The organism is Nitrincola iocasae (genome assembly GCF_008727795.1).
Classification (GTDB): Bacteria; Pseudomonadota; Gammaproteobacteria; order Pseudomonadales; family Balneatricaceae; genus Nitrincola; species Nitrincola iocasae.
The window spans coordinates 514,007-536,133 of record NZ_CP044222.1; the positions used below are offsets into that span (position 1 = coordinate 514,007).

At 49.1% G+C, this 22,127-nt stretch carries 17 protein-coding genes; 13 read left to right on the plus strand and 4 right to left on the minus strand.

All coding sequences use genetic code 11. From position 1 onward, the window contains the following. Positions 1–6: 6 nt before the first annotated feature. The 3 genes from ybeY to miaB are packed head-to-tail and all read right to left on the minus strand — an operon-like array spanning position 7 to position 2,856. Positions 7–462 carry an rRNA maturation RNase YbeY gene (gene ybeY / locus F5I99_RS02445; protein WP_151053488.1) on the minus strand — a complete coding sequence of 152 codons (456 nt, stop codon included), beginning with the start codon at positions 460–462 and terminating at the stop codon, positions 7–9. Next, positions 462–1,478: a PhoH family protein gene (locus tag F5I99_RS02450; protein WP_225307515.1), complete on the minus strand. Its 1,017-nt coding sequence runs from the start codon at positions 1,476–1,478 to the stop codon at positions 462–464. The genes ybeY and F5I99_RS02450 overlap by 1 nt, the downstream gene beginning before the upstream one ends. A 28-nt stretch (positions 1,479–1,506) precedes the next feature. After that, positions 1,507–2,856 (minus strand): tRNA (N6-isopentenyl adenosine(37)-C2)-methylthiotransferase MiaB, encoded by a 1,350-nt coding sequence (gene miaB / locus F5I99_RS02455; RefSeq protein WP_151053489.1) that lies wholly within the window; start codon positions 2,854–2,856, stop codon positions 1,507–1,509. Positions 2,857–3,038: 182 nt separating this feature from the next. Between miaB and F5I99_RS02460 the strand changes: the two genes are divergently transcribed. From F5I99_RS02460 to F5I99_RS02485, 6 genes are all read left to right on the plus strand, one after another. Then, positions 3,039–3,362 carry a DUF1820 family protein gene (locus tag F5I99_RS02460; RefSeq protein WP_151053490.1) on the plus strand — a complete coding sequence of 108 codons (324 nt, stop codon included), beginning with the start codon at positions 3,039–3,041 and terminating at the stop codon, positions 3,360–3,362. 92 nt (positions 3,363–3,454) lie between these two features. Then, the gene (locus F5I99_RS02465) at positions 3,455–4,900 is read left to right on the plus strand and encodes a sigma-54 dependent transcriptional regulator (protein WP_151053491.1); all 1,446 of its coding nucleotides are present in this window, start codon (positions 3,455–3,457) and stop codon (positions 4,898–4,900) included. Continuing rightward, positions 4,897–5,970 carry a sensor histidine kinase gene (locus F5I99_RS02470; protein WP_151053492.1) on the plus strand — a complete coding sequence of 358 codons (1,074 nt, stop codon included), beginning with the start codon at positions 4,897–4,899 and terminating at the stop codon, positions 5,968–5,970. Before F5I99_RS02465 ends, F5I99_RS02470 begins: the two co-directional genes overlap by 4 nt. Positions 5,971–5,973: 3 nt before the next feature. After that, a complete protein-coding gene (locus tag F5I99_RS02475; protein WP_151053493.1) occupies positions 5,974–7,359 on the plus strand; it encodes a sigma-54-dependent transcriptional regulator in 1,386 nt (461 codons plus the stop codon). A gap of 191 nt (positions 7,360–7,550) precedes the next feature. After that, on the plus strand, positions 7,551–9,509 hold the full coding sequence (gene acs / locus F5I99_RS02480; RefSeq protein WP_151053494.1) for an acetate--CoA ligase: 1,959 nt from the start codon (positions 7,551–7,553) through the stop codon (positions 9,507–9,509). Positions 9,510–9,635: 126 nt separating this feature from the next. Next, positions 9,636–10,298, plus strand: a complete 663-nt coding sequence (locus tag F5I99_RS02485; protein ID WP_151053495.1) for a response regulator — start codon at positions 9,636–9,638, stop codon at positions 10,296–10,298. 8 nt (positions 10,299–10,306) lie between these two features. Here the strand turns inward: F5I99_RS02485 and F5I99_RS02490 are convergent, their stop codons facing one another. After that, entirely contained in the window at positions 10,307–14,245 is a 3,939-nt protein-coding gene (locus tag F5I99_RS02490; protein ID WP_151053496.1) for a hybrid sensor histidine kinase/response regulator, read from the minus strand. Positions 14,246–14,536: 291 nt separating this feature from the next. On the opposite strand from F5I99_RS02490, the gene F5I99_RS02495 reads away from it, so the two are divergent. From F5I99_RS02495 to fliE, 7 genes are all read left to right on the plus strand, one after another. Further along, entirely contained in the window at positions 14,537–14,797 is a 261-nt protein-coding gene (locus tag F5I99_RS02495; RefSeq protein WP_151053497.1) for a DUF4212 domain-containing protein, read from the plus strand. 6 nt (positions 14,798–14,803) lie between these two features. Next, on the plus strand, positions 14,804–16,600 hold the full coding sequence (locus F5I99_RS02500) for a sodium:solute symporter family protein (protein ID WP_151053498.1): 1,797 nt from the start codon (positions 14,804–14,806) through the stop codon (positions 16,598–16,600). Positions 16,601–16,696: 96 nt separating this feature from the next. Further along, complete coding sequence (locus F5I99_RS02505; protein WP_151053499.1) at positions 16,697–17,206, plus strand: hypothetical protein; 510 nt, start codon at positions 16,697–16,699, stop codon at positions 17,204–17,206. A 91-nt stretch (positions 17,207–17,297) separates the two neighbouring features. After that, the gene (locus tag F5I99_RS02510) at positions 17,298–19,037 is read left to right on the plus strand and encodes a VC_2705 family sodium/solute symporter (protein ID WP_151053500.1); all 1,740 of its coding nucleotides are present in this window, start codon (positions 17,298–17,300) and stop codon (positions 19,035–19,037) included. Positions 19,038–19,072: 35 nt separating this feature from the next. Continuing rightward, positions 19,073–20,905, plus strand: coding sequence for a putative nucleotidyltransferase substrate binding domain-containing protein (locus F5I99_RS02515; RefSeq protein ID WP_151053501.1), 1,833 nt, complete (start codon positions 19,073–19,075; stop codon positions 20,903–20,905). A gap of 4 nt (positions 20,906–20,909) precedes the next feature. Continuing rightward, positions 20,910–21,533, plus strand: coding sequence for a 3'-5' exonuclease (locus F5I99_RS02520; protein WP_151053502.1), 624 nt, complete (start codon positions 20,910–20,912; stop codon positions 21,531–21,533). A 199-nt stretch (positions 21,534–21,732) separates the two neighbouring features. After that, on the plus strand, positions 21,733–22,095 hold the full coding sequence (gene fliE, locus F5I99_RS02525) for a flagellar hook-basal body complex protein FliE (RefSeq protein ID WP_151053503.1): 363 nt from the start codon (positions 21,733–21,735) through the stop codon (positions 22,093–22,095). Positions 22,096–22,127 lie beyond the last annotated feature (32 nt).

Genomic DNA, 22,127 nt, shown 5'->3' on the forward strand with positions numbered 1-22,127 from the left:
TGTCCTCTAAGCGGATAAATAAGGGTTAGATATGTCCAGTTGAGCCAGTAAAGACACTTCAAGTGCTTCCATGGCTTCGGCATCATCGTCATTTATATGATCGAATCCGATCAGATGCAAGACTCCGTGGATCACCATGTGAGCCCAATGAGCCGCCAGTTGCTTCTGTTGCTCCTCAGCCTCAGCGGCAACTACCTTTGCGCAGATGGCCAGATCACCGATCAGATGGGTCTCTATACCCGGTGGGGCTTCGAACGGAAAGGATAGCACGTTGGTAGGTTTATCCTGGCCGCGCCAAGTGAGATTGAGCTCACGGCTTTCTTCCGGAGAGACGATGCGGATGCAGACTTCGGCTTGCTCTAGTCGGCCAGACAGGGCAGTGTTTACCCAGCGTTGAAAGGCGGCTTCATCTGGTAAGACCTGGTCTTCCACGGCAATCTGTATATCGACATCAAACGGCATCAGTGCTGATCTCTGCGATGGTTGTTTTGAGGGTTGTTTTGTCCGGCTTCCAGTTTTTCATAGCGATCATAAGCCAGAACGATGTGTTGTACCAGTGGGTGTCTGACGACATCCTTGGCGCTGAAGTGAGTGAAGCCTATGCCCTCTACCCCCTTGAGTACTTCGATCGCATGCACCAGGCCCGAGCGCACACCTTTGGGCAGGTCTATCTGGGTAACATCGCCGGTAATGACCGCTGTCGAGCCAAAGCCTATGCGTGTCAGGAACATTTTCATCTGTTCGCGGGTGGTGTTTTGGCTTTCATCCAGAATCACGAAAGAGCCGTTCAGCGTTCGGCCACGCATATAGGCTAAAGGCGCGATTTCAATGACGTTTTTTTCAATCAGGCGGGCGACTTTTTCAATACCGATCATTTCATAAAGTGCATCATAAAGTGGACGCAGGTAAGGATCGACCTTCTGTGACAAGTCGCCTGGCAGGAAGCCTAATTTTTCTCCGGCTTCTACGGCAGGCCTGACCAGCAGGATGCGGCTGACTTCTTCCCGTTCCAGCGCTTCGACAGCACAGGCAACAGCCAGGTATGTTTTGCCGGTACCGGCTGGTCCTATACCGAAGTTGATATCAAGAGTCTGTACAGATTGCACATATTTTTTCTGATTGTCACTGCGAGGACGAATCTGCATTTTTCGAGTACGGATAGTCAGGTCGCGGTCTGTGATGGTGCTGGCAGGCAGGCGCATTTCGGCACCTGTTTGTTTCAATGCCAAGTGGATCTGGGCGGGTGTCAAATCTATGCCCTGGCAGGCTTCCTGATACAACTGTAGTAAAATTGGCTTGAACGTCTGGCAGGTTTCAGGATCACCTATCAACTGAACGTGATTGCCACGGTGCAATACTTCTATTCCCAGCCGTTCTTCCATCAGCAGTATATGCTCGTTGAGCTGGCCGCATAGGTTGGCCAGCGCAGCGGGATTGTCTGGTTCGAGTAAAAAACTGAGTGTAGTGGGGTTAGCCAAATCAATATCCTGAAGCCGGCATGCCGGATTAGTGGGTTGTGTCGAGTTCGGAGCTGACTAGTTCGCCGATCAGTGAGTTAGCGTAGGCCTGAACAATTTTCACATCGGCAAAATGGCCGATCAGGTCGGGGTTGTCACTACGAAAATTGACTACACGGTTGTTTTCGGTGCGGCCTGAGAGTTGGCCCGGGTCTTTTTTTGAGTAGCCATTGACCAGAATACGCTCAACCTTACCCACCATGCGGCGGCTGATCGCCATGGCCTGCTGGGTGATACGATGCTGCAGCAGGCTGAGGCGCTGTTTTTTCACCTCATCATCGACATTGTCGGGCAGGTCGGCAGCCGGTGTGCCTGGTCTGCGACTGTAGATGAAGCTGAATGAAGCATCAAAGCCGATGTCATCAATCAACTTCATCGTGGCTTCAAAATCAGCCTCTGTTTCATTGGGAAAGCCGATAATAAAATCTGATGAGAAACTGATCTCAGGGCGCAGTTTGCGGATACGGCGTAGCTTGGACTTGTATTCCAGTGCGGTATGACCACGCTTCATCGCCATCAGTATCCGATCTGAACCACTCTGTACCGGTAGGTGCAAATGATTGACCAGCTCGGGAACCTCGCCATAAACATCAATCAGGCTATCGCTGAACTCTACCGGATGCGAGGTGGTGAAACGTATCCGGTCGATACCGTCAATCGTGGCAACACGCCGAATGAGTTCGGCCAGGTCAACTTCATCGCCTTGAGGTGTATCACCTCGATAAGCATTGACGTTCTGCCCCAGCAGGTTGACTTCGCGGACACCCTGATCAGCCAGTTCCTGGCATTCATTCAGCACATCCTGTAGTGGGCGACTGACTTCTTCACCACGGGTGTATGGCACTACACAGAAGGTACAGTATTTGCTGCAGCCTTCCATAATGGAGACGAACGCTTCAGCGCCTTCTGCACGTGGTGCGGGAAGCCTGTCGAATTTTTCGATTTCCGGAAAGCTGATATCGACGATACCAACGCTGCCTTTGCGGCTTTCGTTGATCATCTCCGGTAAGCGGTGCAAGGTTTGTGGGCCAAAAATCATATCGACATAGGGTGCCCGGTCACGAATTGCATTACCTTCCTGACTGGCAACGCAGCCACCCACGCCAATAATCAGCTCTGGACGCTGTTCTTTTAGCTTGCGCCAGCGCCCAAGCTGATGGAATACTTTTTCCTGAGCCTTTTCACGAATAGAGCAGGTGTTGAGTAGCAGTATATCGGCTTCATCAGCGTTGTCCGTTAGCTCCAGCGCGTGACTATCGCCCAGCAGATCGGCCATACGGGAAGAATCATATTCGTTCATCTGACAACCATGCGTCTTGATAAACAGTTTTTTGCTCATGTGTTACCTGCAATCCGGACTTGGGTTTTTAAATAGGGCGGTAATTATAGCTGACGAGTCGCTGACTCGCTACACGCTGTCTATTTTATGAACAGTTTTTATCATCGGCTTGAAACTGACCAGTATCGCCCCGATTTATGACTAATACGCTATTTATTTTAAACCGGAGTGAAGAGAATTTTATGGCTGCTGAAGAACCTATCTACCGAGTCGCCTTTGTGAATCAGGATAAGGTGTATGAGTTGTATGTGCGGCATGTGTTTCAGAGCGATCTCTGGGGCTTTCTTGAGCTGGAAGGCTTTGTGTTTGGTTCACGTTCCGAATTAGTCGTGGACCCCTCTGAGGAAAAACTACGTCAGCAGTTTGGTGAAGTGAAGCGAACTTATGTGCCTGTGCATGCCGTTATTCGCATCGATGAGGTGCGTCAGAGTGGTGTGGCAAAAATCAGTGATGCCAAGGGAACAATTACCCAGTTTCCAGTAATGCCACCCAAAAAATCAACCTGATTGTAATGAATTAGGTGATTAAATAGTCAAACTATTGACGTAAATGGCCGTCCAAGGTAGTGTTGCCGCAGACATATTAGCCGGTTGCACGCATGAATAGTAAATTTTCTGACGTTTTAGTCCTGGATGATGAGCCAGAACGCCAGCAGGCCCTGCAAACTTCACTGGAGTTTATGGGACTGAACTGTCATATTTTTGACTTTGTTACCTGGCTACAGCAGAGTCGGAATTTTGATTTATCCAAAATTGGATTGGTGATGATAGGTCATAGTAGTTTGCCTATTGCCTTAGATAAACTGATCACAGAGCTGCGTGTTGGTCAGCGTCCTTTACCCAAGTTGCTGTTGTGTGAGTGGTCCGAGCTTAACTCCAGCGATCTTCAGCAACTGGGTATTCTGGGTAGCTTTCTGCCTCCCTATCGTTACAACACCTTTATTGATCTGTTGCATCGTTGTCATGTGTTTTTTAACCGTGAAGGTGCTGAGCACCAGCCCGCAGTCGACTGCGAGGGCTTCGTCGGTCAAAGTGAACGTATCTGCGCTATTCGTAACCTGATCGCGCAAGTGGCCTGTCGAGATGTCAGTGTATTAATTACCGGTGAGTCGGGAACCGGTAAAGAAGTGGTGGCGCGCGGACTGCATCAGCATTCCCCCCGTTGTGATAAGCCCTTTGTGCCGGTGAATTGTGGTGCTATTCCTTCAGAATTATTAGAGAGCGAGCTGTTCGGGCATGAAAAAGGTGCGTTTACTGGTGCCATCAGCAGTCGTGCCGGGCGTTTTGAATTGGCCGATGGTGGTACGTTGTTTCTGGATGAAATTGGCGATATGCCCTTGCCGATGCAGGTAAAGCTCTTGCGAGTGTTGCAGGAACGCCAGTTTGAGCGGGTGGGTGGTAGCCGCACACTGGAGGTGGATGTGCGTATCATTACCGCCACGCATAAAAATCTGGAAGAGATGATTATTACCGGCGAATTTCGCGAAGACTTGTACTATCGGCTGAATGTATTTCCGATCGAAATGCCACCATTGAGAGAACGTGTGGTGGATCTGCCTTTGTTAATTGCTGAGTTTTCCAAGCGCCTTGAGTCTCAGGGATTGGGCGGATTACAGTTTCTTCCCGATGCACTGGAGTCCTTACGGCGTCATCCCTGGCCTGGCAACGTTCGGGAACTGTCCAACTTACTTGAACGCCTTGCCATTATTCATCCTGTCGGGGTTATCGGTGTGTCCGAATTGCCGCCGAAGTTTCGCCATGTAGATGAGCCAGATCCTGCACGTTATGACGTTTCTAATGCTCCCCTACATAGTGAATCTGACACTCAGGCCTTGAGTCAGTCTGCTGCAAGAATGGATACAGGCCTGCGCTCTTGGGAACAGGGTATGGATCTTAAGCAGTATCTCGAAAGCATGGAACAGCAGTTGATTGAGCAGGCACTGGATCAATCCGCTCAGGTGGTTGCCCGAGCCGCCCGGGTATTAGGTATACGCCGTACTACGCTCGTAGAGAAAATGCGTAAATATGGAATCGTGCGCTTATGAATCAAGAGAGTAATCAGGCTGTCACCGCACGCATTGCAGAACTGGAAGCCGAGGTTTCTGCATTAAAGTCAGAGCAACTGGCCCTGACGCGTTTGCGTAAACTGGTCAATCTGATGCCCACCGGATTCCTGGTGATCGATAATCGTGGGCGCATCAGCGAAACGAATCCCGCAGCTGAAAGTCTGCTGGGTGTTAACCTGCGTGAGCGCGCCTGGCTTGAAGTGATTCAGCAGTGTTTTGCACCGCGTCCGGACGATGGTCATGAGGTTTCTCTTAAGAATGGCCGCCGGATTTTGTTGTCAACCCAGGCCCTGCCTGATGAGCCAGGACAGTTGGTGTTCATGACGGATCAGACCCAGACTCGTGACCTGCAATCCAAGTTACACCACTATCAGCGCCTGTCAGAAATGGGGCGGATGATGGCATCGCTGGCCCATCAGGTCAGAACACCCCTGTCAGCTGCGTTGATTTATGCTTCACATCTGACCGCCGCTGAACTGTCAGATAATCAACGTCTACGCTTTGCCGGTAAGGTGCGGGTGCACCTAACGCATCTGGAGCAGCAGGTACGTGATATGCTGATTTTTGCTCGGGGGGAGACGCGTCTGGAAAACCGCGTATCAGCGGATGAGCTGTTGGCTCGGATTGAAGATCTGCTGGATCAGCCGCTGGCTCAGTATAATGCCGAATGTGACTTTATCAATGCTGTAGGGGACGTCAGCCTGCAGTGTAACCTCGAGGCGCTGCTGGGTGCGGTGCTGAATCTGGTAAATAATGCGCTTCAGGCGACCGGGGAAGGTGCTGAGCTGCTAATCCGCCTGGATGCAGAGGAGGGTGGTGGGTTGCAGTTGAGCGTAACTGACAACGGTCCAGGGATGGATGCTGAGGCTATCAGTAAAGCGCTGGAGCCTTTTTATACCACCAAATCACACGGTACCGGCTTGGGGCTGGCTATTGCGCAGGTGATCGCTCGTGCTCATCACGGTCAATTTGAACTGATTTCAGCCCCAGGTCAGGGCACACGAGCCGTGTTTCGGCTACCCTTACTCAAGTCGTCAACACAGGATTAAGCTATGACAACTAAGGTACTGATCGTAGAAGATGATCTGGGATTGCGTGAAGCCTTGACTGACACTCTGGCACTTGAAGGTATCGCCTATGTGGAGGCGGGATCAGGTGAAGAGGCGTTGCAATTGTTGAAAAGCCAGGTGGTTGATATGGTTATTTCTGACGTTAATATGCCCGGTATGGATGGTCATGCATTGTTGGCACAGATACGCCAGACCTATCCGATGCTTCCGGTTGCGCTGATCACCGCTTATGGTCAGGTAGAGCGAGCCGTGGATGCGATACGTCAAGGGGCTGTCGATTATTTGATGAAACCCTTTGAGCCTTCGCAGCTTATCGAGCTGATTTTGCGCTATGCCGGTGGCGTTTTAGACGCTGGCACTGAGGTAGATCCGGTTGCGGTTGCTCCATCGAGTCAGCAACTATTGCAGTTGGCTCGTCGGGTGGCGGTAACAGATTCGACTGTGTTGATTACCGGTGAGTCCGGAACGGGTAAGGAGGTGCTGGCGCGCTATATTCACACTCACTCAGGTCGTGTGGATCGCCCCTTCGTGGCTATTAATTGCGCCGCTATTCCGGAAAGTATGTTGGAAGCCACCTTGTTCGGCCATGAAAAAGGGGCCTTTACCGGCGCACTTCAAGCTGTACCTGGTAAGTTTGAACAAGCCAACGGTGGGACGTTGCTGTTGGATGAAATCAGCGAAATGGATCTTGGGCTACAGGCGAAATTATTACGGGTGCTTCAGGAGCAGGAAGTTGAGCGCATTGGTAGCCGTAAGTTGATTAAGTTGGACGTTAGAGTGTTGGCCACCAGCAATCGTGATTTGGTGCAGTGTGTGGCCGACCGCAGTTTCCGTGAAGATTTATATTATCGTTTGAATGTTTTTCCACTGCAATGGTTGCCTTTACGCGAACGGCCTGAAGATATCGTACCTTTGGCTCAGCGATTACTGCACTATCATTGCCACAAAATGCGCCGCAATCTGGTGAGTTTGTCGGAGACGGTTGCAACCGCTTTAACCTCACATCCATGGCCTGGTAATGTCAGAGAGCTGGACAACGTTATGCAACGAGCATTAATTCTGCAATCAGGCACACGCATTCAGCCAACCGATTTGCATCTTTTAGATTCCTCTATCAAACTGCAGGAGTCTGCAGTGATTGAGTCGCAATGGTCGGAGCCTCTTAAACAAGAGTCAGGTGCCGGCGTGTTGGATCAGGATCTGCGTCAGCATGAATATCAGATTATTGTTGAGGCGCTGGTAAGCTTTAAGGGGAGTCGCAAGCTTGCCGCCGAGCACTTGGGAATCAGTCCCCGTACTCTGCGCTATAAACTGGCAAAAATCAGGGAGCAGGGAATTGATCTGGAACAGGTGCTGGCTAGTAAGTGAGTGCTCGCTCTTGTTGATCTATAGAACTAACGTAGCCCCCTTGATCAGACCAATGTCTAATTAAGAGGCATTCAAGGCTTCTGTATAAACGTAGTATCCATAATAAGAAATGCCTGAATGTATCGTTACCTCGCGTAATAATCCGGCGTGAGTATCAATAACAACAAATCCTAAGCGAAGGACGACAACCCATGAGTCAAGAAAATCTTTTTCCGGTCAATCCGGAATTTGCTGCCAACGCACACATAGATAATGCCAAGTATCTGGCTATGTATGAGCAGTCCATCAGTGATCCAGAAGCCTTCTGGGGAGAGCAGGGTAAGCGCCTGGACTGGATCAAACCTTACACTAAAGTTAAAAATACCTCATTTGATCCACACAATGTTTCTATCAAATGGTATGAAGACGGTACTCTCAACGTGTCTGCCAACTGTCTTGATCGTCACCTAGAGACACGTGGTGATCAGGTCGCAATCATCTGGGAAGGTGATAGCCCTGACGAAGACGAAAAGATAACCTATCGTGATTTGCATGAGCGTGTTTGCCGTTTTGCCAATGCTCTGAAAGCCCAGGGGGTTGGAAAAGGTGATGTGGTTACGCTGTATCTGCCGATGATCCCGGAAGCGGCTGTGGCCATGCTGGCCTGTACCCGTATCGGTGCAATTCATTCTATTGTTTTTGGTGGTTTTTCACCGGAAGCGCTGGCAAGTCGTATTATTGGTGCCAAATCCAAGTTGGTGGTCACGTCTAACTACTCGCTACGCGGTGGCAAACAGGTTCCATTGAAAGCCAATGTTGATGTGGCCATCGATAAGCATGGTGCTAGTGAATATGCTAAATCAGTGGTGGTTGTTCAGCGCACCACTAAAGATGTCGCCTGGCATAGTGATCGCGACGTTTGGTATCACGAAGTCTGTGCGGCGGCATCAACTGAGTGTGCCCCTGAAGAGATGAATGCCGAAGATCCGATGTTCATTCTTTATACCTCCGGTTCAACCGGCCAGCCAAAAGGTCTGCAGCATACTACGGGTGGATATTTGGTTTACGCGGCCATGACCCATGAGTATGTGTTTGATTACCATGACGGAGATGTTTACTGGTGTACCGCCGATGTCGGCTGGGTAACGGGTCATTCCTATATTGTTTATGGCCCACTGGCTAATGGTGCAACAACGCTGATGTTTGAAGGGGTGCCAAACTATCCTGATTTCAGTCGTTTTGGTCGTGTTATTGAAAAGCACAAAGTTAATCAGTTCTATACCGCACCCACCGCCATACGTTCACTGATGCAGCAGGGTGAAGATGTTTTGGGCGATGCCGATCTGTCGAGCTTGAAACTGTTGGGGTCTGTGGGTGAGCCGATCAATCCTGAGGCCTGGACTTGGTACCATCGTATCTTTGGTCAAGGCAAGTGCCCGATTGTCGATAGCTGGTGGCAGACAGAAACCGGCGGCATTATGATAGTACCTCTGCCCGGTGCCACCGATTTGAAACCTGGGTCGGCAAGCCGTCCGTTCTTTGGTGTACAGCCCGCCCTGGTTGACAATGAAGGTAATGCTATTGAGGGCGCTGGTGATGGTAACCTGGTTATTGCTGACTCATGGCCAGGCCAGAGCCGGACTATCTTTGGTGACCATGAGCGTTATGTGCAGACTTACTTCTCCACTTTTAAAGGCTACTACACCACGGGTGATGGTGCCCGTCGTGATGAAGATGGTTACTACTGGATTACCGGTCGTGTAGATGATGTGATCAACGTGTCCGGTCACCGTATGGGTACGGCTGAGGTTGAATCAGCGCTGGTTGCTCACCCGGCTGTTGCTGAAGCGGCTGTTGTCGGCTATCCGCATGAGCTGAAGGGGCAGGGAATTTATGTGTATGTCACCCTGCAGTCTGGCTTTGAAGAGTCCGAAGAGTTAATGAAGGAATTGCGAAACTGGGTTCGTACTGAGATCGGACCGATCGCATCACCTGACCTGATTCAGTTTTCGCCAGGTATGCCGAAAACCCGCTCTGGTAAAATCATGCGCCGTATTTTGCGCAAAATTGCAGAGGATGATTTCAGTGCCTTGGGTGATACTTCTACACTGGCCGATCCATCTGTAGTGGATGATCTGATTGAACATCGTATGAACCGCAAAACAAGCTGAAAAAATACCTGATTAGGTGTTTTTGTCCTGAAAACTCCCCCCTGACTCAAGTCAGGGGGGAGTTTTGCATTTAAAGAGATGCTATTATGCGGTTCTGAAAAAAACTGGGGTCGGGGGAGACACACTATGCAACTGGCACAGAAGGTTATAATCGCTGATGATCATCCGCTATTTCGCGCTGCATTGAAGCAGGCTGTCCTGCAGGCGGTTCCGGGCGTTGAAATTGTGGAAGCCGATTCATTAACTGCAGTGCAGACAGCAGCAGAGCAGCACGCAGATGCTGATCTGATTCTGCTGGATATTCATATGCCTGGTGCGCAGGGCTTCTCAGGATTAGTATTCTTGCGTGGTCAGCACCCTTCGGTACCTGTCATCGTCGTTTCCGGCAGTGAAGAAGTGCACGTGATGAAGCGTGCAATGGATTATGGTGCGTCTGGCTTCATCCCGAAATCCTCACCACTTGAAACCATATCAGAAGCCATTTCTCAGGTTCTTCAAGGTGAAGAATGGTTACCACAAGACATCAGTGACAGCATGGATGAGTTGCCACAGGAAGATTATAAGTTTGCTAATGCAATTGCTTCACTGACACCGCAGCAGTTTCGTGTTCTGACGATGCTGACAGAGGGGTTGCTGAACAAGCAAATTGCTTACGAATTAAATGTTTCTGAGGCCACTATCAAGGCGCATGTTACCGCTATTTTGCGCAAACTGGGCGTGCACAGCCGAACTCAGGCTGTTATAGCAGCCCAGCGTCTGGGCGTTGAACCGCCCAAAACCGATGTCTGAGCCTTTGCTTACTCTCGTGCCTGAGCAATCACCCGGTTGATCATGGCACGCAGGGCAGCCGGTCTGACCGGCTTGGTTAACAGCTGAACTGCTGCCATCTCAATTTCTGTTTTGACCGCTTCAGTTCGGTCTGCAGTAATCACAATGCTCGGTACGGGATGCCGCCACAGAGGCTGCAGCTGCTCCAGTGCCATCAGTCCGGTATGGATATCACTTAAATGATAGTCCGCCAGGATGATGTCTGGAGTGAAACTTCGCTCCCGTATCTGCATTTCTGCTTCATCCGCACTCAGAGCCGTGAGTACTTCGCAGGACCAGCCTTTGAGCAAGGCCTGCATGCCCTCAAGGATTTTCGGTTCATTATCGATTACCAGGATGTGAATACCGTTTAAACCTTTGCTGCGAATCCAGCCGCGTTGTTCAGGCTTGTTGCGCACAGCCAGATCAGCCTGTCCTAGTGGTACCGTGACACTGAATACGGACCCTTTGCCTTGCCATGAACGCACCGTTATTTCATGCCCGAGCATTCTGGCAATACGCTCGGTAATTGCCAGTCCAAGACCAAGGCCTTTTACCTGACTATGGCGTGGGTTATCAATGCGTTTGAATTCTTCAAATACCTCATTGATTTTGTCATCTGGGATACCAACCCCTGTATCCCAGACTTCTAACCTCAGAGATCGGCCGGCGCGGCGAGCTCCTAGCAGCACCTTGCCTGTCTGAGTGTAGCGCATGGCGTTGGAGAGAAAGTTCTGCAGGATACGACGCAGCAATGTAGGATCTGAATAAATAACCTGGTTACAGTTCACATGGCGAAAGTTTAATTGGCGCTCGCTGGCCAGAGCGGCAAACTCAGCCGACAAATTACTCATCAAGGTCGTTAATGCGAAGTGTCTGGGGTTGGCCTCCAGAGCGCCGGCATCGAGTTTGGATATATCCAGTAGGGTGGTGATGAGTTCTTCGGCGGCCCGGAGTGAGCCATCGAGGTTTTCTACCAATTGATTGACTTCCGGTTCATAGCTTTGCTGTGCCAGCGCTGAGGTGAAAAGGCGGGCGGCATTCAAGGGTTGTAGTAAGTCATGACTGGCGGCAGCCAGAAAGCGTGTTTTACCCAGGTTTGCGGCTTCGGCTTCTGATTTGGCTTGGCGTAGTTCATCTTCCATCAGTGCTCGTATAGTGTTTTCCTTGCGCAGATCCTTGTTGGCTACCGAAAGAGCCAGGGTGCGCTCACGTACACGATTCTCCAGATTTTCATTGGTTTCCTGCAGGGCAATTTCAGCATGCCGACGCTCGGTAATATCCTGATAAAGGGTAAAGTAGCCCAATAGATCACCATGCTCGCCTTTGTGAGGAATGTAGGTTACTTCTGCAAAGCGGTCGCTGCCATCTCGCGTGGGCAGCCGGGTTTCAAAGCGTTGTCGCTCGCCCGCAAGCGCCTGATCGATATAATGGCGTCGGTATTCATATTCCTCTGCTGACAGTACTTTATAACAGGGCACCCCGGCAATCGAGTGGCGATCAAGGCCGAAGGTATCGGCATAGGCTTTATTGACGAACAGGTATTGTAACTGTGGATCAAGATAGGCGATCAGCACGGGTACATTGTCAGTATACACACGAATGTTCTGCTCGCTTTCCCGCAAGGCTTCTTCGATGCGTTTATGCTCGGTGATATCCATGTAGGTATTGACATAGCCACCATTGGGCATGGGATTGCCGCGTACCTCAAGTACTGTTCCATCGGGCCGCAGGCGTTCGTAGGAGTGCGGCTCCCGATCTTGTAGTAGACGCAATCGCATCTGCACATGAACCTCAGTGTCACCGCCGCCGTACTCTCCTCGGCTAGCATTATGTCGGAAAATATCTATGATCGGCCGTCCAATACAAACTAGGCCGTCGGGGTAATCAAACATTTCCACATAACGCTTGTTCCAGGCTACCAGCCGCAGATGCTGGTCAACCACGCTGATCCCCATACCGATATTTTCGATGGTGGACTGCAGCAATGAGCGGTTAAATCGCAGTGCTTGTGACGCTTCGTCAACTATCGCAACGACATCACCAATCTGCATCTCTTTGCCGCGCAGGGTTGAATCCATAACAATGCGTGCCGAAGATGCACCGATAACACCGGCAAGCAGGCGTTCGGTATATTGAATCAGCTCCGAAGTCGCCTTGTCTCCACTGAGGGGGTAGGACTCACCCCGCTGTAATGAAAAACCGGTAAAGGCATGCTCGGTGCGCTGTGAACCGAGAAAACGTTCTGTCAGTGTTTGCAGATCACCGACAGTGACCTGTCCGAGCAGACGTGATTGATCTGACAGGTCTTTGTTGTAGGCATTGATAAATGCACTGGCCTGGATACGATCAACCAGTCGTCCAGAGGATAGCCGGGAAATAAGAATATAGAGAATCAGGTTGACTGATAGACTCCAAAATACCCCGTGTGTGAGTGGGTCCATACCCGAAAAACCGAACAGCGCCGTGGGATGGAGCCATTCTGAGTCATTCATCAGTGTAGAGGGGAGTAAGGTGTCCAGTACGGAGGGAATGACATTGGCATCACGCATGGTGGGCAACACCAACGTGTAGCACCAAAGAAACATGCCGGCACTCATGCCCGCCAGTACGCCGTGACGGGTAGCATTTTTCCAGTAAATACCCCCTACAATAGCGGGTAAAAACTGAATGGCGGCAACAAATGCCAGTAAGCCAAAAGAAGCTAGGGGACCGTGATCACCGAATACGCGGTAGTAGAAATAGGCCAGTAGCATCAGTCCAAGAATGGTGATGCGTCTGACGCGCAGCAGGAGTGCACCAAGATCTTTGGACTCTGACAGCTTCAGCCAACGAATACGCAGTAGTAGCGGCATGATGATGTCATTACATACCATGGTAGATAGAGTGATACTGGCGACAATAACCATACTGGTTGCGGCCGACAGTCCACCTATAAAAGCAAACATGGTGAGGTATTCCCAGCCAGCCGCACTGGGTAACATTAGTACGAAAGCATCCGCATCGGTATTGCTACCGGCAAAAATATCCAATCCAGCAACAGCAATGGGCAGCACAAACAGACCCAGCAGTATCAGGTAGAGAGGGAACAGCCATCGGGCGGTCAATAAGCTGCGGGGGTTGGTGTTTTCAACCACGGTAACATGGAATTGTCGAGGCAAGCAGATGACTGCTGCGCAGGCCAATAATATTTCTGTTAAAAAGCTGCCGGAAAAAGGTGTTTGAAAATTTGTATTGACGTGCAGCTGTTCTGAAACCGCAGACAGAGCATTAGCTGGCCCTTCGAAGATATAAAATACGACAAAAAAACCGACCGCCAGAAATGCGGTGAGCTTGATGACGGATTCAAAAGCGACAGCGAGCACCAGGCCTGGGTGATGCTCTGTAGCATCGATATGACGTGTGCCGAATAGAATGCTGAAAGTGGCCATCAGTATGGCAACAAACAACGCCGTATCACTGCCTTTGCTGAGTGCTTCAGTTGCACCCGGGGCTATAGCGTTGTAACTGATGGCTACCGCCTTCAGTTGCAAGGCAATATAGGGCATGGTGCCGAGTACAGCAATAACTGTGACCATGACCGCGAGGCTTTGGCTTTTTCCATAGCGGGAAGAGATAAAGTCGGCAATGGTGGTGATATTTTGTTGCTTGCTGACCAGAATGATTTTTTCAATCATGTGCCAGCCAAGAATGAACACGATGACCGGGCCGATATAAGTGGCCATAAACTCCCAGCCAGTCGTTGATGCCCTGCCCACGGCGCCGTAAAAGGTCCAGGATGAGCAGTAAACGGCCAATGACAAGGAATAGACTACAGGGTGGCTGGCCCAGCGTTGTCCGGTGGCGCTTTTATCACCGTAGTAAGCAATTGCAAACAACAGCATCAAGTAGGCAATAGAGATTAAAATGATGATCCAGCCGGACAGCATAGGGTTACCTGTAAATTCAATCAATTTGGACTAGTGTAACGTCTTGTACATCGCAGCACATTCTTTGCAGGTTTGTTCTTATACTATTGTCCTGTAAAGCAAAAGATAGTGGCGTTAGCTAAACGGTTAGTTTTGTGATCAATGCATTGATATAAAACAATAAAATTTTAAAAATAGCTTGCTGCTATGTCATGTTCATACTAAAGTCGGGGCTTCTATTCCACTGATTAATTTTGCAAGATTGTCCTTGGTAATTTCTCAACTCCAATAACAAAAAAATGGAGAGTAACTATGGCAGATGAAAAATCTAATGCCGGCGCGTACTGGTCAGCGAATCTTCGCCTGATCTTCGGGAGTCTGTTTGTCTGGGCTCTTGTTTCTTATGGCTTTGCAATCCTATTACGTCCTCTCTTGGCGGGTATCCCCATCGGCGGCACGGACTTGGGTTTCTGGTTTGCTCAACAAGGTTCGATCATCGTATTCATCGCGATCATTTTCCACTATGCGTGGAGAATGAACAAGCTGGATAAAGAATTTGGTCTCGAGGAGTAAGCCGGTATGAGTCAATATGCAATTAACCTGCTTTTTGTAGGCGGCTCGTTCGCGCTCTACATTGGCATCGCAATTTGGGCCCGTGCAGGGTCTACCAAAGAATTCTATGTCGCTGGCGGGGGTGTTCACCCAGTGACCAATGGTATGGCTACAGCGGCTGACTGGATGTCAGCAGCATCCTTTATCTCTATGGCGGGTCTCTTGGCATCCGGCGGTTACTTTGCTTCCTCTTTCCTGATGGGTTGGACGGGTGGCTACGTACTGCTGGCTTTGCTGCTGGCACCTTATCTGCGTAAGTTTGGCAAGTTTACTGTGCCTGACTTTATCGGTGATCGCTTCTACAGCGGTACGGCGCGTACTATCGCAGTCGTGTGTCTGATTGTTGCCTCAGTTACCTATGTTATCGGTCAGATGGCGGGTGCGGGTGTGGCTTTCTCACGCTTCCTGGAAGTGTCTAACTCGGCAGGTATCTGGATTGCTGCTTTGATCGTGTTCCTTTACGCCGTATTTGGTGGCATGAAGGGCATTACCTATACTCAGGTTGCTCAGTATGTGGTTCTGATCGTTGCTTACACTATTCCAGCAGTCTTTATTACCTTGCAATTGACTGATGCAACAATTCCAATGTTTGGGTTGTTTAGCACGCATACTGAATCAGGTCTGCCGTTGCTTGTTAAGCTCAACCAGGTAGTAACTGAAATTGGTTTCAGTGAATACACGGCTGACATTGATAACAAGCTGAATATGTTCTTGTTCACCTTGTCACTGATGTTTGGTACGGCGGGTCTGCCTCACGTTATCATTCGCTTCTTCACTGTGCCTAAAGTTGCAGATGCTCGCTGGTCCGCTGGTTGGGCGCTGGTCTTCATCGCGTTGCTGTATCTGACAGCTCCTGCTGTCGGTTCTATGGCGCGTTTGAATCTGGTCACTACTGTCTTCCCTGATGCCGCTGGCCAGGTTGAAAGCTATGAAGATGCCATGAGCAATGCCTTGGTATATGATGAGCGTCCAGAGTGGATTAAAACCTGGGAAGTAACTGGTTTGATCACTTATGAAGATAAAAATGGTGATGGTCTGGTCCAGTTCTACAACGACAAAAACGAAGCGTTTGCTGATACAGCAGAAGCCCGTGGTTGGAATGGTAATGAGTTGGTTGTAAATAACGATATCCTGGTTCTGGCAAACCCGGAAATTGCCAACCTGCCACCTTGGGTTATCGGGCTTATCGCTGCTGGCGGTATTGCGGCTGCGCTGTCTACTGCGGCAGGTCTGCTGCTGGCCATCTCCTCTGCAATCAGTCATGACTTGATCAAGAAAACAATCAACCCGAATATCACCGAAAAAGGTGAAATGCTGGCTGCGCGTATCTCTATGGCCGCCGCTATTTTGGTTGCAACCTTTCTGGGTCTTAATCCTCCGGGCTTTGCTGCTCAAACCGTGGCCTTGGCCTTCGGTATTGCGGCTGCATCGCTGTTCCCTGTTCTGATGATGGGTATTTTCTCCATCACTATGAACAGCAAGGGGGCAATTGCCGGCATGTTGGCGGGTCTGGTGACAACCTTGGTCTATATCTTTACCTTCAAAGGTTGGTTCTTCATTCCTGGAACAAATATGTTACCGGATACGGTTGAGTTCTGGCTGATGGGTGTTTCGCCACTGTCCTTTGGTGCGCTAGGTGCTCTAATCAACTTTGCAGTCGCCTTTGCAGTATGTAAGGCAACAGGTCCTGCACCTGCTGAAATCCGTGAGATGGTCGAGAATGTTCGCTATCCTAAGGGTGCTGGTACGGCTCTGGATCACTAAGTAGTAATCAGCTTGTAAAGCAGCTAAAGTCTGTAACAGGTTGGGCTCGGTCGGGCTTCCTTAGGGAAGCCCGACTTATTTTAAGGAAAGCAATATATGATTTGGCATTTGATTGCAGCAGTTTTTGCAGGTCTGGCTGCAGCGGGTATTGCCCTGCTTTTGCGTAAGCTAAGTGGGCGTAGGCTACCTAAATGGATCATCCCCGTCTTCGCAGGTTTGGCTATGCTGGGGTATCAGATCTACTATGAATATTCCTGGTTTGATCATCAGCAAAGTCGCCAACCGGAAGGTAGTGTGGTGATTTCCTCCGAACGTGATGAAGTGTTCTGGCGCCCCTGGACCTATTACTATCCAATGACGGTCGCTTTTACAGTTGTAGATACCAATAACCTCATTACGCATGACACGGAAGACGCTACACTGGTTGAATTTATGCTCTACCGGTTTGAAAAAAAACATATTGATTATGTTACCCATCGGGCACATGTGCTCAATTGTGATACGGCTGAAGTGGTACCTCTGACAGAAGACCGGCAAGCCGATCTAGCTCAGTTACGCACGCTTGAGCCTTCAGATAAACTCTATAAAGCGGTGTGTCAAAGCTGAGTACCGCTGAGACTAAAGTCCGGCTATCGATGCTGAGTGAGCTTTGTTAGATTGGTCTGTGAATGCTGGTTAATGCCTAAGGGATGATCTGATGCGAACAGATCTGTTTATATTTCTGCTAGTCGGCGCAGTAGCGATATTCTATCTGTTAGTCATGGCTTCAGGTCGTAGCGGATCAGGACGGGATTTTTATACATCGAGTGCTAGCCCATCACCTCTTGCCTGTGGCATGGCTTCGGCGGCTGACTGGCTCTGTGCGGCAACATTTCTGGGTTTGTTTGGTCTGTTCTCAGTTAATCCATTGGATAGTCAGCTAATACTGACGGGCTGGCTGGCTGGGCTGGTTTTGATGGGGCTTTGGGTCGCACCGGCTCAATTTCATTCCGGGCACTTGTGTCTGTCCGGTTACCTTGGTGCGGGCTATAACTCACGTCTTGTCAGGCACCTTGCATTACTGATCGTTGTGTTGATTAGTACACTGCTGTTGGCGTTGCAACTGCGCGGGATGAGTTTGATTTTTTCCCGGCATCTGCAGCTGTCCAGTCAGGCTGGTATCATGATCAGCATGCTATTGTTGCTCTTTTATGTTGTGCTTGGCTCTATGAAAGCGATGACACAAGTGCAAATGTTGCAATATTGTGTTCTCTTCTGTGCATTGATGGTACCTTCCATCTATCTTGCGGCCGAGTTTGATGAGCGCTTTGGTGTACTGTTTAGCAGTAGCTTTTATTCTGGTTCCGGCTTTGACTTTCAAGTGTCGCTAGACAATCTAAGGCAGCAGTTAGGTTTTACGCCACATGCGTCTTCACGTGACACTATGGATATTGTATTGCTATTGGTGTCATTGATGGCAGGCGTTGCCGTTCTTCCACATCTGTTGTTACGTTATCAGTCAGTCAAAAAAACTGCTGATATAAGCTATAGCACAGTATGGATGTTGGTATTTCTCGGATTAATTTATTCTTCTATGCCTCTTATTGCCAGCATGGGGGAGTTGCGCCTGATTAAAGCTGTCAATGGTGAGTCGAATGAGGGCACAGCTTATAGTCGTATGCCGGATTGGTTTTACGGTTGGGAGCAAAATAAGCGCCTTGCTTGGTATGATCATACGCAGGATGGCAAGGTGCAGTATGCAGCGGGCCAACCCTTTGAAGGTTTGGTACCTTTATACAGCGGTGAAACTGGTTTGTCCGGAGAGCCGCTTATGCTTAATCCGGCTGCTGGTGTCTATGAGCCGCTGCTGCAGCGATTTCCATCTGAGTTGTATGTCGCAGAGGAACTGCACTTATTTCTAATACCAGAGGTCTCTGCTATGCCTGTCTGGGTGATTGGTATACTTAGTGTGGGGATTGTTGCGGCTATTTTATCCAGCGCTTCGATATTGATGGTTTCTGCGGCACACTCTGCGGCAAATCAACTGCTTTCAAGACGTTTGACCCAGCAGGCTGAACTCAAGCTGGCGCGATTTGTGGCGGTGATAATGTTGCTGCTAGCCGGTGTTCTGGCACTGTTGCTACCGGGTTCATTGATTGAGTTGATGAACTGGATTATTGCCCTGGCCGCCGCGGCTTTATTCACACCAACCTTATTGCTAATTTTTATGCCGGGATTGCATCCTTATGCTGTGTTTGCGGGCATGTTAACCGGTTTTTCCAGCTACTTGGCATATACTCTCTGGTTTGAGCTGAGTTGGGCGTTACCAGGCTTGGCGGCTTTGCCGTTGTCGCTCTCACCAGAAGCATTTGGAGCGTGCGCTCTAGTGCTTAATCTAGGCGTTACACTGTTGCTGGCGGTATTTTTCAAAAGCACTGCCTCACATGTCAGGCAGTGAGTTCAATGCTCTGAATAATAATAACAGGAGTCACTATGTCAGAATCGTTTAATATGGATAACCTGCCCTTCAGTCTGCTGAGTCAGAAAGAGCAGGCAATGCTTAATAGCCATCTGGATATTGCTTATTTCCAGAAAGGTGAAACCATTATTACGGCCGGTGAGGTCCCTGAAGGCGTTTTTATTGTGCTTAAGGGAAAAGTGGGTGAAAGCGACGGTTCTGAGTTGGTCGATAACGATGCGGCTGCCAGTGTGTTTGTACATTACCAGGATGAAGATTATTTTGGTGGATGGTCAGTTTTGAATGGTAAGGCGATTCATAATTTTATTGCCGTAGAAGAAACCATTTGTCATGTGTTACCCACCCGCACGCTGATGGATTTGATTGCCAGCAATGCGTTGTTCGCTGATTATTTCCAGCAAAATCTGACAGCCAAGCGTGAAATTGTAGCGCAGCATGGTCAGAATCAGGATATGGCCGAGTTTATGCTTGCTCGCATTGAAGATGGCACTATCCGTGAACCTCTGATTGTGCTTGAGGGTACTTCAATCGTTGAAGCAACCCGCATGATGCGTGAAATGAAGGCAGATTGTGTACTTGCCAAGAAAGGTAATCGCTACGGTATGGTTACCGGCACAGATCTTCTTGATGCGGTCATCATCAAGAGTCTGCCGTTGGATTCAGATGTGTCAGAGATCGCCAGCTATCGACTGATCACCACAGACCCGCAGGACTATCTGTTTAATGCACTGATCATGATGACGCAGCAGCAAATCGAGCGAGTGGTGGTGATGCGTGGTGCTGAGCTCTTCGGTATTGTTGAGCTGACAGATGTGTTGAGTCATTTCTCCAGCCACTCTCATGTTATAGGCCTGCGTGTTGAGCGTGCCCAAACGCTTGATGACCTGAGAGAGGCCGCACAGGGTTTGACCGACCTGATTAAAGCGCTGATTTCAACGGGCGTCAAAATTCGCTTTACTATGGAATTACTAGCGGCAATGAATGGCCGCATTATTTCCAAGCTATTTGATCTGGTGATTCCTAACGATATGCGTCCACATGTTTGTTTGATCGTGATGGGTTCAGAAGGTCGTGGCGAACAGATAATGAAAACGGATCAGGACAATGGTCTGCTATTTCGGGACGGTCTGGAATGGCCAGAAATGCACAAGGTGATGCAGAAGTTCAGTGAGACTTTGATCTCATTTGGTTTTCCGCCCTGTCCAGGTAATATCATGGTGTCAAATCCGGAGTGGGTTAATTCCACCAACCAGTGGGCTGCAAAGTTAAGTGGTTGGAGTCAGAAATTTGACGGTGAGTCGGTAATGAAATTGGCTATTGCTGTTGATGGCAAGCCACTTGCCGGTAATGCTGCTATGTTTAAGGTGGCGAGGAATGCTTTTCTTCGGAGTATAAAAAATAACGATATTTTCTTTTCGCATTTTGCTAAGGCAGCACTTAATTTTGATACGCCGCTGACCTTTTTTGGTAATCTGAAAGATAAAGGGATGCTGGATATCAAGAAGGGTGGAATTTTTCCAATAGTGCACGGTGTGCGTACTATGGCGCTGGAACATAGGATACTGGAAACCAATACTTTTAAGCGTATCGAAATGCTGGTGGAAATGGAGGAGTTGCGCAAATCTGTGGGCGAGAATCTGGCTGAAGCTTTGTCGCTGTTTGTGCAAATTCGGCTGAAGCATCAAATTCAGCGGGTGGAGGAGAGTGCAGATGGTATTGATAAAACGCCCAATGCCATAGATCTGCAGCGATTGAATAAGCTGGAGAGAGATCTACTCAGAGATGCGTTAAGAATTGTCAAGGATTTCAAGAAGCTCTTGGCTTCGCGTTACCATATAGGCTCATGACAAAATGATTATTCCAAGAACAATCCGACGCTTTAAAGAGCGTAGAGAGTTTCGGGACAGCCCCTATGCCCATCTATTTGAACCCTACAAAGGTGACGAGGTGGTATCGCTCGATTGTGAAACTACCAGTCTGGATGTCAAGAAAGGCGAAATTCTGTCTATAGGTGCTGTTCGTATTCGCGGTAGGCGAGTAATTACCAGTGAGCGTCTGGATATTAAGCTTAAGCCGCCGGCTTCCCTGACAGGTGACTCTATCAAGATACATAAAATTCGTGCCAGTGATCTGGTGGATGGCATAGAGCTTGATGATGCACTGGAACAGGTATTGGAATTTGTCGGTAATCGTCCGATTCTGGGCTACTATGTGAATTATGATGTGCGCATGCTGGATAAATATATTCGGCCAAAATATGGCTTTGGCTTGCCGAATAAAGCGATTGAATTGTCCCATGTGTATCACGACATCATTAAATGGAAGACAGTCGGTGGTGATGTAGATTTACGCTTCGATACTATTTCCAAAAAATTGGATATTCCGATTATTCAGCGGCACACCGCATTGGGTGATGCTATAACGGTTGCTTTGATGTATGTTCGGTTGAAATTTGGCGCCCCCTTAGCTGATTAGCAGCGCCCATTTCGTGTAAACAGAAAGCTATACTTCAAAAAAGCAGGCATTGGCCTGCTTTTTGCATTTCAGTACTCATTGCATCAGGTTTACGATTAGATATGACAAAAAATTGTCATTAAGTTGCTTGTCGACTTCTTGTTGCTAAATAATGACGCTATAATGTCAAAAAAATGCCACTATCCAATGAGGTCTGAACATGATTGAGCGGTCTGATATCAATAGTGTTCTGGCGCAAATGCGATCCATGCGGTCTGATATGCAGCAGGCTGCGCGCCAGATCGACATGCCGGGCTTACGGCCTGAGGCGCCCGGAAATACTATTAAAGATTCTGAGCGTACTGGATTTACCGACTTGCTGAGAACGGCTGTGGATCAGGTGAATTCAAATCAAAAAATGTCAAATCAGATGCGTGAATCCTATGAGCGTGGCGATCCGGGTGTTGACTTGCCTCAGGTGATGATTCAGGCGCAGAAAGCGTCTATCTCTTTCGAGGCCTTAACCCAGGTGCGTAATCGCCTGGTTAGGGCTTATGAAGATATCTCTAAGATGCCCATCTAACTGAGTTGGTGTAAATGGAAAATACAGCGGGT